The 14,604-nt window shown below is 62.4% G+C and carries 12 protein-coding genes; all 12 read left to right on the top strand.

The annotated features are described in order from the left end of the window. The first annotated feature begins 4 nt into the window (after positions 1 to 4). The 12 genes from J0O65_RS18270 to yoaA all read left to right on the top strand — a co-directional run bounded on the left by J0O65_RS18270 (position 5) and on the right by yoaA (position 14,464). On the top strand, positions 5 to 715 hold the full coding sequence (locus J0O65_RS18270; protein ID WP_034752075.1) for a succinate dehydrogenase iron-sulfur subunit: 711 nt from the start codon (positions 5 to 7) through the stop codon (positions 713 to 715). A gap of 117 nt (positions 716 to 832) precedes the next feature. Beyond that, complete coding sequence (locus J0O65_RS18275) at positions 833 to 1,114, top strand: FAD assembly factor SdhE (protein ID WP_034752073.1); 282 nt, start codon at positions 833 to 835, stop codon at positions 1,112 to 1,114. Positions 1,115 to 1,236: 122 nt separating this feature from the next. Next, positions 1,237 to 2,538, top strand: coding sequence for a citrate synthase (gene gltA, locus J0O65_RS18280; protein WP_034752071.1), 1,302 nt, complete (start codon positions 1,237 to 1,239; stop codon positions 2,536 to 2,538). A gap of 255 nt (positions 2,539 to 2,793) precedes the next feature. Beyond that, positions 2,794 to 3,768 (top strand): LysR family transcriptional regulator, encoded by a 975-nt coding sequence (locus J0O65_RS18285; protein WP_215408705.1) that lies wholly within the window; start codon positions 2,794 to 2,796, stop codon positions 3,766 to 3,768. A gap of 256 nt (positions 3,769 to 4,024) precedes the next feature. Then, positions 4,025 to 6,877 (top strand): 2-oxoglutarate dehydrogenase E1 component, encoded by a 2,853-nt coding sequence (locus tag J0O65_RS18290; protein WP_215408706.1) that lies wholly within the window; start codon positions 4,025 to 4,027, stop codon positions 6,875 to 6,877. A 117-nt stretch (positions 6,878 to 6,994) separates the two neighbouring features. Next, entirely contained in the window at positions 6,995 to 8,236 is a 1,242-nt protein-coding gene (gene odhB / locus J0O65_RS18295; protein ID WP_215408707.1) for a 2-oxoglutarate dehydrogenase complex dihydrolipoyllysine-residue succinyltransferase, read from the top strand. A 93-nt stretch (positions 8,237 to 8,329) separates the two neighbouring features. Continuing rightward, entirely contained in the window at positions 8,330 to 8,701 is a 372-nt protein-coding gene (locus tag J0O65_RS18300) for a PspC domain-containing protein (RefSeq protein WP_215408708.1), read from the top strand. Continuing rightward, entirely contained in the window at positions 8,691 to 10,121 is a 1,431-nt protein-coding gene (gene lpdA, locus J0O65_RS18305; RefSeq protein ID WP_034752057.1) for a dihydrolipoyl dehydrogenase, read from the top strand. The genes J0O65_RS18300 and lpdA overlap by 11 nt, the downstream gene beginning before the upstream one ends. 71 nt (positions 10,122 to 10,192) lie before the next feature. Continuing rightward, entirely contained in the window at positions 10,193 to 11,290 is a 1,098-nt protein-coding gene (gene zapE, locus J0O65_RS18310; RefSeq protein ID WP_215408709.1) for a cell division protein ZapE, read from the top strand. A 16-nt stretch (positions 11,291 to 11,306) separates the two neighbouring features. After that, positions 11,307 to 12,029, top strand: a complete 723-nt coding sequence (locus J0O65_RS18315; RefSeq protein ID WP_215408710.1) for a hypothetical protein — start codon at positions 11,307 to 11,309, stop codon at positions 12,027 to 12,029. Between the two features lie 136 nt (positions 12,030 to 12,165). Continuing rightward, positions 12,166 to 12,366 (top strand): YdcH family protein, encoded by a 201-nt coding sequence (locus J0O65_RS18320; protein ID WP_034752051.1) that lies wholly within the window; start codon positions 12,166 to 12,168, stop codon positions 12,364 to 12,366. 43 nt (positions 12,367 to 12,409) lie between these two features. Then, positions 12,410 to 14,464 (top strand): DNA repair helicase YoaA, encoded by a 2,055-nt coding sequence (yoaA, locus tag J0O65_RS18325; RefSeq protein ID WP_502793576.1) that lies wholly within the window; start codon positions 12,410 to 12,412, stop codon positions 14,462 to 14,464. Positions 14,465 to 14,604 lie beyond the last annotated feature (140 nt).

The following is a 14,604-nucleotide window of genomic DNA, read 5'->3' on the forward strand; positions in this document are numbered from 1 at the left end:
TACCATGGCACGCACTCTCAAATTCAAAATCTACCGCTACGATCCCGACCAGGATGCCAAGCCGTACATGCAAGACCTGACGGTCGAACTGAAGGACACCGACAAGATGCTGCTCGACGCGCTGCAGCGCATCAAGGCGGACGTCGATGACTCGCTGGCCCTGCGCCGCTCGTGCCGCGAAGGCGTGTGCGGTTCGGACGCGATGAACATCAACGGCAAGAACGGCCTGGCATGCACCACCAACCTGAACGAACTCTCCGAGCCTATCGTGCTGCGTCCGTTGCCAGGCTTGCCGGTCATCCGCGACCTGATCGTCGACATGACGCAATTTTTCAAGCAGTACGATTCGATCAAGCCTTTCCTGATCAACGATTCGATCCCGCCTGAAAAAGAACGCCTGCAATCGCCGGAGCAGCGCGAAGAGCTCGATGGCCTGTACGAGTGCATCCTGTGCGCATGCTGCTCCACGTCGTGCCCGTCGTTCTGGTGGAATCCGGACAAATTCGTCGGCCCGGCCGGCCTGCTGCAAGCCTACCGCTTCATCGCCGACTCGCGCGACGAAGCCACCGGCGCGCGTCTGGACAACCTGGAAGACCCGTACCGCCTGTTCCGCTGCCATTCGATCATGAACTGCGTCGACGTCTGTCCGAAAGGGTTGAACCCGAACAAGGCGATCGGCAAGATCAAGGAATTGATGGTCCGCCGCGCGATCTGATCACCCTGATCGCATCCGCCGGGCGCCGTTGGCGGCAAGAGGGTATCCTCTCTTGCCTGCAGGCGGCGCCTGCAAAGCAGCACCGTGCCGCAAGGCACACGTAAAGTGGTAAACCAAATGACAGAATCAATTTTGTCCTCGCATCAGGCCGACCCGGCCAACCGCGCCCGCCTGCGCTGGCGTTCACGCCGTGGCCTGCTGGAAAACGACATTATCCTGACCCGTTTTCTCGATGCGTATGAAACCGAATTGACCGATGAAGAAGTTGACGCGCTGACGCGTTTGCTGGATTTATCGGACAATGCGTTAATGGATCTGGTACTGGCCCGTAAAGAGCCGGAAGGCGAAGTCGATCTGCCGCATGTGCGCGCACTGCTGCAACGACTGCGCATTGCCTAGACGCCTGGGCGATATATTGCAAACGGTGCGAGTGGCGCGCTGTAGCACTGCCGAATTGCGGTGCGAATTGCAGCCAGAATTTTTGATTTTAATTTCGACTCACTCCCGAGAAGGAAGAGCCCATGAATATCTCTGACACAAAAGCTACCCTGTCGTTCTCCGATGGCAGCCCATCGCTTGAATTTCCAATCTACAAAGGCACGGTTGGCCCGGACGTCATCGACATCCGCAAACTGTACGCCGGTAGCGGCAAGTTCACCTACGACCCAGGCTTTATGTCGACGGCCGCCTGCAACTCGTCGATCACCTACATCGACGGCGACAAGGGCGAGCTGCTGTACCGCGGTTACCCGATCGAACAGTTGGCCGTCAACGCCGACTTCATGGAATCGTGCTACCTGCTGCTGAACGGCGAATTGCCGAACGCGGCGCAAAAAGCCAAGTTCGTCGACACCGTCACCAAGCACACGATGGTGCACGAACAGATGCAATTCTTCTTCCGTGGCTTCCGCCGCGACGCGCATCCGATGTCGGTCCTGGTGGGCACCGTCGGCGCGCTGGCGTCGTTCTACCATGACTCGCTGGACATCAACGACCCGCGTCACCGCGAAGTGTCGGCCATCCGCCTGATCGCCAAGATGCCGACCCTGGTCGCCATGACCTACAAGTACTCGGTCGGCCAGCCGTTCGTGTACCCACGCAACGACCTGTCGTACAGCGCCAACTTCATGCACATGATGTTCGCCAATCCGTGCGAAGAGTACAAGGTCAACGACGTGCTGGTGCGCGCCCTGGACCGCATCCTGATCCTGCACGCGGACCACGAGCAAAACGCATCGACCTCGACCGTCCGTCTGGCCGGTTCGTCGGGCGCCAATCCGTTCGCCTGTATCGCTGCCGGCATCGCCTGCCTGTGGGGCCCTGCCCACGGCGGCGCCAACGAAGCGGCACTCAACATGCTGAAGGAAATCGGCACCGTCGAGAACATCCCTGCCTTCATCGCCCAAGTCAAGGACAAGAACTCCGGCGTCAAGCTGATGGGCTTTGGTCACCGCGTGTACAAGAACTTCGATCCACGCGCCAAGCTGATGCGTGAAACCTGCTACGAAGTGCTGCAAGAACTGGGTCTGCAAGACGACCCGCTGTTCAAGCTGGCGATGGAACTGGAAAAGATTGCGCTGAACGACGAGTACTTCGTGTCGCGCAAACTGTACCCGAACGTCGACTTCTACTCGGGCATCGTGCAATCGGCGCTGGGCATCCCTGTGTCGCTGTTCACCGGTATCTTCGCCATGGCCCGCACCATCGGCTGGATCGCCCAATGGAACGAGATGATCGCCGACCCGGAACAGAAAATCGGCCGTCCGCGCCAGCTGTTCGTCGGCTCGACGACCCGCGAAGTGCTGCCACTGGACAAGCGTTAATCCACGGCGGTATCTTGCAAACAAAAAACGGGCTTCGGCCCGTTTTTTTAAGCGCGCGGAGAAGGCTGGAGCCGGTCGTGTGCCTGCGGTCGCGCAGGAACCGGGCGTTGCCGAGGATGGCGTCCGCCGCGTGCAGGCAGATGATTCTTTCTGCGTTGGGCGCTCTGTCGCATACTCTCCTGTCAAGCAGGCACGAGAAATAGGGTAGATTGCAATAGTTGCTTGCATGGATAGCATGAAACAAGGGAGTAGCGCATGGACCGCATCACCGCCGCACAAGTTTTTGTCGCCATCGCCGAGCGTGGCAGCATGGTGGCCGCCAGCGAGGCGCTCGACATGTCGCGCGCCATGGTGACGCGTTACCTGGCCGAGATGGAGCAGTGGGCGGGGGCGCGCCTGCTGCATCGCACCACGCGCCGTTTGAGCCTGACGGATGCGGGCGAGGCCACCCTGGCGCGCTGCCGGCAGATGCTGGACGTGGCCGGCGCCATGGCCGTCACGTCGCCCGAAGGCCTCGACACGCCACACGGCTTGCTGCGCATCACCTGCTCGCAATCGCTGGCGCAGACGGCGCTCGCTGGCGCAGTGACCGCTTACCTGCGGCGCTACCCGCGCGCCGCCGTCGATCTGCAGATGGAGAACCGCGCCGTCAACCTGGTGGAGCAGCGCATCGACCTGGCGATCCGCATCACGAACGCGCTCGAGCCGAACCTGATCGCGCGCCAGCTGGCCAGCTGCGCCTCGGTGGTGTGCGCCGCACCATCGTACCTGGCGGCGCATGGCACGCCGCGCCGGGCGGAAGACCTGGCCCTGCATAATTGTCTGACCTATACGTATTTCGGCAAGAGCCTGTGGCAGTTCACGCACGACGGGGAAGCGCTCACTGTCCCCGTCAGCGGCCGCCTGTCGGCGAATGAATCGCTGGTCCTGCTGGTGGCCACGGTGGCGGGGGCGGGCATCGCCATGCAGCCACGCTATTCTGCCGCGCCGCTGATCGCCAGCGGGCAGCTGGTGGAGCTGCTGCCTGCCTACGTGCCGCAGGACATGGGCATCTACGGCATCTATACCTCGCGCCAGCACATGTCGCCGCTGCTGCGCACCATGCTCGACTTCCTGGTGGAGTGGTTTGCCGGCGATGCCGATTGGCTGGCGGCCATCGGGACGCCGCCGTTATCAGTCAGACCACTTGCGCGCCAGCGCCGCGCCGGTGCCGGCGGCGCAATCGCATAAGCGCAACACTAATGGGCTGCAAGCCCGGGAAAATCAACAACACAGCTTACATTTGCTTGCCAAATAAAATTCAACTAGTGGTTGTTGCGTTACAATACCGCGTGCTATTCTAAATGACGGTATGCAGAATGCTGGTGCAATAAAAAAGCCCTTCCCCACAACTTGATGTGCAATCCGCTAACCGGTCAGGCCGTGTCGCGGAAGGTTAGATTAACCCGCTAATTCCTCGCGAAGCGCGAAGAAAGGTGAGCAATATATGCAGCAATTAACGACCAACTCCTACCTGTTCGGTGGGAATGCTCCGTACGTGGAAGACCTGTACGAGGCGTATCTGAACAATCCAGGCTCGGTACCCGATAACTGGCGTTCCTACTTCGACGCCATGCAGCACGTGCCTGCCGTCGACGGCACCAACAAGCCTGACGTGGCGCATGCCTCCGTCGTCGCCTCGTTCGCCGAACGCGCGAAAGCTGGTCCGATCCGCACCGTGACCGCTTCCTTCGATGCCGAAATGGGCCGCAAGCGCGTCGCCGCCACGCAGTTGATCGCCGCTTACCGCTACCTCGGTTCGCACTGGGCCAATCTGGATCCGCTGCAACGCCAGGAACGTCCGATGATCCCGGAACTGGAGCCGAGCTTCTACGGTTTCACCGATGCGGACATGGACACCGTGTTCAACATCAGCAACACCTATTTTGGCCCCGAGACCGCCACCCTGCGCGATCTGCTCAACTATCTGCGCGATACCTACACGCGTTCGATCGGCGCCGAATTCATGTACATCTCCGATCCGGCCGAAAAGCGCTGGCTGCAAGAGAAACTGGAATCGATCCGCTCCACCCCGAATTTCACCCCAGAGAAAAAAATCCATATCCTCGACCGCCTGACCGCGGCTGAAGGCCTGGAACGCTATCTGCACACCCGCTACGTGGGACAGAAGCGCTTCTCCCTGGAAGGCGGCGAAACCTTCATCGCCTCGATGGATGAAACCATCCAGCGCGCCGGCGAAAAAGGCGTGCAGGAAATCGTCATCGGCATGGCCCACCGCGGCCGCCTGAACGTGCTGGTCAACACCCTGGGCAAGGCGCCACAGGAGCTGTTCGAAGAATTCGAAGGCAAGCATGGCGACGACCTGCCGGCCGGCGACGTGAAGTACCATCAAGGCTTCTCGTCGGACATCTCCACCGCGGGCGGCCCGGTCCACCTGTCGCTGGCGTTCAACCCGTCGCACCTGGAAATCGTCAACCCCGTGGTCGAAGGTTCCGTCAAGGCGCGCATGGACCGCCGCGGCGACGTGCACGGCGCGCAAGTGCTGCCTATCCTGGTGCACGGCGACGCCGCTTTCGCCGGCCAGGGCGTGGTCATGGAAACGCTGAATCTGGCGCAGACCCGCGGCTACGGCACGGGCGGCACGGTGCATATCGTGATCAACAACCAGATCGGTTTCACCACCTCGGATCCGCGCGACTCGCGCTCGACCCTGTACTGCTCGGACGTCGTCAAGATGATCGAGGCACCGGTACTGCACATCAACGCCGACGATCCGGAAGCCGTGGTCCTGGCGACGCAGATCGCGCTCGACTACCGCATGGAATTCAAGAAGGACATCGTCCTCGACATCATCTGCTACCGCAAGCTTGGCCACAACGAGCAAGATACGCCGGCGCTGACGCAGCCGCTGATGTACAAGCGCATCGGCCAGCATCCAGGCACCCGCAAGCTGTACGCGGACAAACTGGTGGCGCAAGGCGTGATCCCTGCCGATGGCGGCGATAAAATGGTGGCTGCCTTCCGCGACGCCATGGACGCCGGCAAGCACACCGTCGATCCGGTCATCTCGAACTTCAAGAACAAGTACGCCGTCGACTGGCTGCCGTTCCTGAACAAGAAATGGACCGACTCGGCCGACACCGCCGTGCCGATGACGGAACTCAAACGCCTGGCCGCGCGCATCACCACCGTGCCGGAGCAGTTCAAGGTCCACTCGCTGGTCGAGAAAGTCCTGGGCGACCGCGCCACCATGGGCCGCGGCGAAATGAACCTGGACTGGGGCATGGGCGAACACCTGGCCTACGCTTCGCTGGTATCGTCCGGCTACGCCATCCGCCTGACGGGCCAGGATGCCGGCCGCGGCACCTTCGTGCACCGCCACGCCGTCTTGCATGATCAAAACCGCGAGCGCTGGGATGCAGGCACCTACATTCCGCTGCAAAACGTGTCGGACAACCAGGCGCCGTTCACCGTCATCGACTCGGTGCTGTCCGAAGAAGCCGTACTGGCCTTCGAATACGGCTACTCGACCGCCGAGCCGAACACGCTGACGATCTGGGAAGCCCAGTTCGGCGACTTCGCCAACGGCGCGCAAGTGGTGATCGACCAGTTCATCAGCTCCGGCGAAGTGAAGTGGGGCCGCGCTTCGGGCCTGGTCATGATGCTGCCGCACGGTTACGAAGGCCAGGGTCCCGAGCACTCGTCCGCGCGTCCCGAGCGTTTCCTGCAGCTGTGCGCAGACAACAACATGCAAGTGGTGCAGCCGACGACGGCTTCGCAGATCTTCCATTTGCTGCGCCGCCAGATGGTGCGCCAGTTCCGCAAGCCGCTGGTCATCCTGACGCCGAAGTCGCTGTTGCGCAACAAGGATGCCGGTTCGCCGCTGACCGACCTGGCCAAGGGCGGTTTCCAGACCGTGATCGGCGAAGTCGACGACAAAATCGACGTCAAGAAGGTCAAGCGCGTCATCGCCTGCTCGGGCAAGGTCTACTACGACCTGGTCAACGCACGCAAGACCCGCGGCCAGACCGACACGGCCATCGTGCGCCTGGAACAGCTGTATCCGTTCCCGCACAAGTCGTTCGCCGCTGAACTGAAGAAGTTCCCGAACCTGGTCGAAGTCGTCTGGGCGCAGGACGAACCGCAAAACCAGGGCGCCTGGTTCCAGATCCAGCACAACATCTTCGAAGGCCTGGAATCGGGTCAGCGTCTGGCCTACGCCGGCCGTCCTGCTTCGGCGTCGCCGGCTGTCGGTTACTATGACAAGCACTACGCCCAGCAAAAGGATCTGCTGGAAACGGCATTCTCGAAGCTGAAGGGTTTTATCCTGACCAAGTAAATGGCAGGATGAGGGGCGCCATGGGTATGCAAGGCGCCTGCTCGGATACATCATGACGGAGCGCCGTCCTTGCTACGCAGGGGCGGCGCCGCAATAACAAAATAAACGGAGTTTTACATGGCACAAATCGAAGTCAAAGTTCCCCAGTTGTCGGAATCGGTCGCAGAAGCGACCCTGCTGGCATGGCACAAGAAAGTCGGCGAGGCAGTTGCGCGCGACGAAAACATGATCGATATCGAAACCGATAAAGTCGTCCTGGAACTGCCTGCGCCGGCCGCTGGCGTGATCGTGCAGATCATCAAGGATAACGGCGCCACCGTCGTCGCCGGCGAAGTCATCGCCATCATCGACACCGACGGCTCGGCCAAGGTCAGCCCGATGGAAGTGTCGGCCGTTGCCGCGCCAGCCCTGGCTGCCGCTGCGCAAGACTCGGCGCCAGCAGTGAACAAGAGCGATGTCGCCATGCCTGCCGCCGCCAAGATCCTGTCCGAAAAAGGCCTGTCCGCTGGCGATGTCGCCGGTTCCGGCAAAGATGGCCGCGTGACCAAGGGCGACGCCCTGGCCGCTTCCGCCAAGCCGGCTGTCGCGCCACTGGCGCCAGCCGCCGCCAAGCCGGCGCTGCAGCAAGTGGCCACGCCGTCGGCCGCCAGCCTGGGCGACCGCCCTGAAGAGCGCGTGCCGATGAGCCGCCTGCGCGCACGTATCGCCGAGCGCCTGCTGCAATCGCAATCGACGAACGCCATCCTGACCACGTTCAATGAAGTGAACATGCAGCCGGTCATCGACCTGCGCAACAAGTACAAGGACAAGTTCGAGAAAGAGCACGGCGTCAAGCTGGGCTTCATGTCCTTCTTCGTCAAGGCCGCCGTCGCCGCCCTGAAAAAGTACCCGATCATCAATGCCTCCGTTGACGGCAACGACATCGTCTACCACGGCTACTTCGACATCGGCATCGCCGTCGGTTCGCCACGCGGCCTGGTCGTGCCTATCATCCGCAACGCGGACCAGCTGTCGATCGCCGACATCGAGAAAAAAATCGGTGAATTCGGCGCGAAAGCCAAGGAAGGCAAGCTGACCCTGGACGACCTGACGGGCGGCACGTTCTCGATCTCGAACGGCGGCACCTTCGGCTCCATGCTGTCGACCCCGATCATCAACCCGCCGCAATCGGCCATCCTGGGCGTGCATGCGACCAAAGACCGCGCCGTGGTCGAAAACGGCCAGATCGTGGTGCGTCCGATGAACTACCTGGCCATGTCCTACGACCACCGCATCATCGACGGCCGCGAAGCCGTCCTGGGCCTGGTGGCGATGAAAGAAGCGCTGGAAGATCCTGCACGCCTGCTGCTGGACCTGTAAGCACCGTAGTCCCCCGGCGTCGCCGCCGGGGCAATGTAGTTGATACCCTTGCCAGAAGACGCAGCTGGCTGATCTCAATGAAAGAGGATTCCCATGAACGTCTCTGAAGAAATCAAGCGTCTGCACGAGTTGCACCTGGCGGGCGCCCTGAGCGACGCGGAATTCGCGCAAGCGAAAGCCAAGCTCCTGAGCAATATCAACCTGGACAAGCCGGACAGCACGTCCGGCGCCGGTCCGTCGAACGACCTGGTGCAGGAATTCAACCGCCTGCGCCGCTCGCGCACCGACCGCTGGCTCGGCGGCGTGTGCGGCGGCCTGGCACGCGCCTCCGGCATGGAGTCGTGGATCTGGCGCCTCGTCTTCGTCCTGTTTACATTGACCTTCGGCTTCGGCGTGGTGATTTACCTTCTATTGTGGATTTTCGTACCAGACGAAGAGATTGGAATAACAAAACATGAGTACTAAACAATTTGACGTAGTTGTCATCGGTGCGGGCCCTGGCGGCTACATCGCCGCCATCCGCGCAGCACAGCTGGGCTTTTCCGTCGCCTGCGTCGACGAGTGGTCGAACGCCAAGGGCGGCGCCGCACCTGGCGGCACCTGCACCAACGTCGGCTGCATCCCGTCGAAAGCGCTGCTGCAATCGTCCGAGCATTTCGAGCACGCGGGCCACAGCTTCGCCGAGCACGGCATCGATGTCGCCGGCCTGAAGCTGAACCTGGGCCAGATGCTCAAGCGCAAGGACACCGTCGTCAAGCAAAACAACGACGGCATCCTGTACCTGTTCAAGAAGAACAAGATCGCCTTCTTCCACGGCCGCGCCGCTTTCGCTGCCGCCGCCGCTGGCACGTATGACATCAGCGTGACGGGCGAAGCCAACGAAACCCTGACGGCCAAGCACGTGGTCATCGCCACGGGCTCGAACGCGCGCGAACTGCCGGGCGCACCATTCGACGAGAAACTGATCCTGTCGAACACGGGCGCACTGGCCATCGACGCCGTGCCAGCCAAGCTGGGCGTCATCGGCGCCGGCGTGATCGGCCTGGAAATGGGCAGCGTCTGGCGCCGTCTGGGTTCCGATGTCACCGTGCTGGAAGGCCTGCCGGTCTTCCTGGGCGCCGTCGACGAGCAGATCGCCAAGGAAGCGTCGAAGCTGTTCACCAAGCAAGGCTTGAAGATCAACCTCGGCTGCAAGATCGGTGCGATCACGCCAGGCAAGAAAGACGTCACCGTGGAATTCGTGGACGCCAAGGGCGAAGCGCAAAAAGCCGTGTTCGACAAACTGATCATCTCGATCGGCCGTACGCCGAACACGAATGGCCTGGGTGCCGACAAGGTCGGCCTGCAGCTGGACGAGCGCGGCTTCATCGCCGTCGACGGCGACTGCAAGACCAACCTGCCGAACGTGTGGGCAGTGGGTGACGTCGTGCGCGGCCCGATGCTGGCGCACAAGGCGGAAGAAGAAGGCGTTGCCGTGGCCGAGCGTATCGCCGGCCAGCATGGTCACACCAACTTCAACACGATTCCGTGGGTGATCTACACCTCGCCGGAAATCGCGTGGGTCGGCAAGACCGAGCAAACCCTGAAGGCGGAAGGCATCGCCTACAAGGCAGGCACCTTCCCGTTCATGGCCAACGGCCGTGCGCGCGCGCTGGGCGACACCTCGGGCATGGTGAAATTCCTGGCCGATGCGACCACCGATGAAATCCTCGGCGTGCACATCGTCGGCCCGATGGCGTCCGAACTGATTTCCGAAGCCGTCGTGGCGATGGAATTCAAGGCCTCGGCCGAAGACATCGCGCGCATCTGCCACGCTCACCCCTCCCTGTCGGAAGCGACCAAGGAAGCGGCACTGGCGGTTGACAAGCGCACGTTGAACTTTTAATTGTAGTTAGTCCTACAGGGGCGCTCGCGGATTTTTTTCCGCCGGCGCCCTTGTGCGTTAAAGCGAATCCCATGAACGTAGAAGAGTTTTACCAGCACGCGTTGCAGAAGCGTGATTTCAAGGCCGATGCCGCCCAGCGGCGCGCGGTCGACCGCCTGCAGCTGTGCTACGACGAGTGGGTGGCCTACAAGGGCCAGCGCTCGAGCACCTTCAAGCGCCTGCTGAACCGTCCTGCCGTGCCGAAAGGCGTGTACATGTGGGGCGGGGTAGGGCGCGGTAAATCGTTCCTGATGGACAGTTTTTACTCGGTCGTGCCCCTGGTGCGCAAGACGCGATTGCACTTCCACGAATTCATGCGCGGCGTGCACCAGCAGCTCGACGAATTGAAAGGCGTGGCCGATCCGCTCGACGAGGTGGCCAAGCGCATCGCCAAGAAATACCGCCTCATCTGTTTCGATGAATTCCACGTCTCCGACATCGCCGACGCGATGATCCTGTACAACCTGCTGTCGGCCCTGTTCGACAATGGCGTGTCCTTCATCATGACCTCGAATTACGATCCGGACCTGTTGTATCCGGACGGCCTGCACCGCGACCGCATGCTGCCGACCATCGCCCTGCTCAAGGAAAAGCTCGACGTGATGAACGTCGACGCCGGCGTCGATTACCGCGGCCGCGCGCTGGAACAGGTGGAAAGCTACTACACGCCGCTGGGCGCCGCCACCGACAAGGCCTTGCGCGACGCCTATACGCGCATCGCCGAGACGGCCGACGAAGACGCGCGCATCCGCATCGAAAGCCGCGAAATCCATTGCCTGCGCCGCGCCGGCGGCATCATCTGGTTCGATTTCGCCACCTTGTGCGGCGGTCCCCGCTCGCAGAATGATTACCTGGAAATCGCCAGCCGCTTCCATACGGTGATATTGTCCGGCATACCGGCCATGTCGGCGGCGCAGTCGTCCGAGGCGCGCCGCTTCACGTGGCTGATCGACGTGTTTTACGACCAGAAGGTCAAGCTGATCATGTCGGCCGAAGTGCCGCCCGAACAGCTGTACACGAACGGCATGCTGGCCAACGAGTTTCACCGCACCGTTTCGCGTATCATCGAGATGCAATCGCGCGAATACATGGAAAAAGAACAGCGCGGCGCGGCCGACGCGATCGTTTGAGGCAGGGATAAGGAACATGATGGCAAATACACTATATAAGCTGGGTGCGGCGCTGGGCCTGGTCCTGGCGTTGTCCGGCTGCGCGCACCAGGGTGCCGCCGCATTGGATGAGGTCGGAGTGCCGCAGGTGCCCGCCACCTTGTCGGTGGACGAAGCGGACGCCAAGCTGAAGCAGGTCGCCAGCGAGCGCGCGGCGGCGGAAGACGAGTTCGCCGCGCGCGAACTGGAATGCTACGACAAGTTTTTCGTGAATAACTGCCTCGACAAGGCCAAGGAAAAACGCCGCCTGATTCTCGTGCGCCTGCGCGCCGTCGAAGCGGAAGCGAACTACTTCAAGCGCGCCGAGTCCGTGCGCCTGCGCGATCTCGACCTGGCCCGGACGCAGGAAAGTGCGCGCCTGGACGCCGAGCAGCGTGCCGCGGCCTTGCCCAAGCCCGTGAAAGTGGTCGCGCCCGAACCGGCGCCGCCCAAGCCGGAAGGCAAGAGCCTTGCCGAGCGCGAGGCCGAGCATGCGGCGAAGGTGGCGAAACAGGCCGCCGCCGACGCTGCCGAGGCCCCGCGCCGCGCCGCCCGCGAAGCAGCCTATGCGAAAAAACAGGCGGACGCCGTGGCGCGCCAGAAACGCGTGGCGCAACGCCTGGCCGAGCGCCAGGCCGAAGCGCAGGCGAAGGCGGCCAAGGCGGCCGCCGCCGCTGCCAGCACGCCGGCCGTTGCTGTGCCCGTGCCGCCGGCCAAGTAACCGCGCCGCGCAGGGCATGCCGGAAATGGCGTGCCCTAAGGCGCGCGGCAGGTTAAACTACGCACACTGGCTGCCCGCGTACGCTGCGCGCGCCGGTTTGACAACACTGTTACCAACACTGCCTGGAACGCAACACATGAGCGATGCACAGCAAATAGAGCGGCGCCTGATTGAACTCAACGTGGAACACCGCGACCTCGATGCCGTCATCGAGTTGCTGATACTCGATGGCCACCATGATGAGCTGCAACTGCGCCGCCTGAAAAAACGCAAATTGCAATTGAAGGATCACATTACCTTGCTGAAAATGCAGTTGGTGCCCGACGTTCCCGCCTGAGGGGCGCCAGTAGCGTCCAGTCCAGCCTTCACCTAAGTATATTTTGACCGATCACAATTTATTGCCCGCAAGCCCAGAAGGCCAGCCTGCCGATCTGCAAGCCAGTCCGCCAGCCGAACCCCAGGCGGCGCCTGGCAAGCACGATGCCGACATCGAGCGCCTGTTTGGCGCCGGCGGCCCGCTCGGTCCGGCCGTGGGCAGCTACAAGCCGCGCCGCTCGCAAACGGACATGGCGAAAGCCATCGCCAGCGCCATCGACAGCCAGACGACCCTGATCGCCGAGGCGGGCACGGGCACCGGTAAAACCTTCGCCTACCTGGTGCCGGCCCTGATGTGGGGCGGCAAGACCATCGTGTCGACCGGAACGAAGAACTTGCAGGATCAATTGTTCCTGCGCGATATCCCCACCGTGCGCGCCGCGCTGCAGGCGCCCGTTTCCGTCGCCTTGCTGAAAGGCCGCTCGAACTACGTTTGTCATTACCACCTGGAACGCACCTTGCAGAACGGCCGCATGACGTCGCGCGACGACGTGGGCCACCTGCGTGAAATCTCGCGCTTCATCAAGATGACCAGTTCGGGCGACAAGGCCGAGCTGACCAAGGTGCCGGAAAACGCCATGATCTGGAACCTGGTGACGTCCACGCGCGACACCTGCATGGGCGCCGAGTGCCAGTATTACCAGGATTGTTTTGTGATGAAGGCCCGCAAGGAAGCCCAGCAGGCCGACGTGGTGGTGGTCAACCATCACCTGTTCTTTGCCGACGTGGCCCTGAAGGATACGGGGGTGGCGGAATTGCTGCCTTCGGCCAACACCATCATCTTCGATGAGGCGCACCAGCTGCCCGATACGGCGACCCTGTTCTTTGGTAATACGGTGTCGACCTCGCAAATCCTGGAGCTGTGCCGCGACGTGCTGGCCGAGGGCCTCGCGCATGCGCGCGGCATCGACTGGGCCAAGACCGTCACGGTGGTGGAAAAGGCGGCGCGCGACCTGCGCCTGACCTTCCCGCAGGATATCGTGCGCCTGTCCTTGCCGCAGATCGCCCCCTCGAGCGATTTCTTCCCCGCGCTCGACACGCTCAAGGATGAGCTCGACGGCATGGTGGCCGTGCTGGAAACCCAGGCGGAACGGGCGGAAACGCTGGAACAGTGCAGGGTGCGCGGCGTCGAGCTGGCGCAGCAGCTGAGCGGCTGGAAGTTCGATCCGAAGGCGAAAGTGGCGGCCGGCGAAGAAGCCGTGTTCTGGGTGGAAGCGTTTTCCAGCTCGCTGCAGTTGCACAAGACGCCGCTGTCGATCGCGCCGATCTTCAACAACCAGCGCGAAGGCACGCCGCGCAGCTGGATCTTCACGTCCGCCACCCTGGCCGTGAAAAACGACTTCAAGCATTTTTCCGAGCAGATGGGCTTGACGGGCGAGCCGTCGCATACGTGGCCGAGCCCGTTTGATTATGGCCAGCAAGGCTTGCTGTTCGTGCCGCAAAACCTGCCGCAACCGAACTCTCTCGGTTACACGGACGCCGTCATCGACTGCGCCCTGCCCATCATCGAGGCGGCGGGCGGGCGCACCTTCTTCCTGTGCACCACCTTGCGCGCCGTCAAGCGCGCGGCCGAACGCCTGGCCGACGAATTCAAGCAGCGTGGCCTGAACTTCCCCCTGTTCGTGCAGGGGGAAAAGGGACGCACGGAATTGCTGGACCAGTTCCGCGCGGCCGGCAACGGCGTGCTGATCGGCAGCCAGAGCTTCTGGGAAGGCGTCGACGTGCGCGGCGATGCGCTGTCGCTGGTGATCATCGACAAGCTGCCGTTCGCGCCGCCGGACGACCCCGTGCTGGCCGCACGCATCGAGGTGATGGAAAAGCAGGGCAAGAACGGTTTCATGCACCACTCGCTGCCGGAAGCCATCATCAACCTGAAGCAGGGCGCGGGCCGGCTGATCCGCGACGAGGGCGACCGGGGCGTGCTGATGATCTGCGATCCGCGCCTCATTTCCAAGCCGTACGGCAAGCGCATCTGGCAAAGCCTGCCGCCCTTCAAGCGCACGCGCGATACCGCCGAAGTGGTGGAGTTCTTCCGCAACCTGCCCGCCAAGGACGCCTAAGTCCGCGTTGCCGGCGCCGTCCGCGCGCCCGGCATGCCAGAAAGCGGCGTGACCGCGCCAGTTTCCGGCTTTTTTCCGCATGTCCAGGACGCCAGACACATCTTTGCGCCAGCGCAAACAGGCTTGTTGCCGGGCGGTCT

The sequence above is a fragment of the Janthinobacterium sp. JC611 genome, assembly GCF_018682595.1.
Classification (GTDB): Bacteria; Pseudomonadota; Gammaproteobacteria; order Burkholderiales; family Burkholderiaceae_D; genus Janthinobacterium.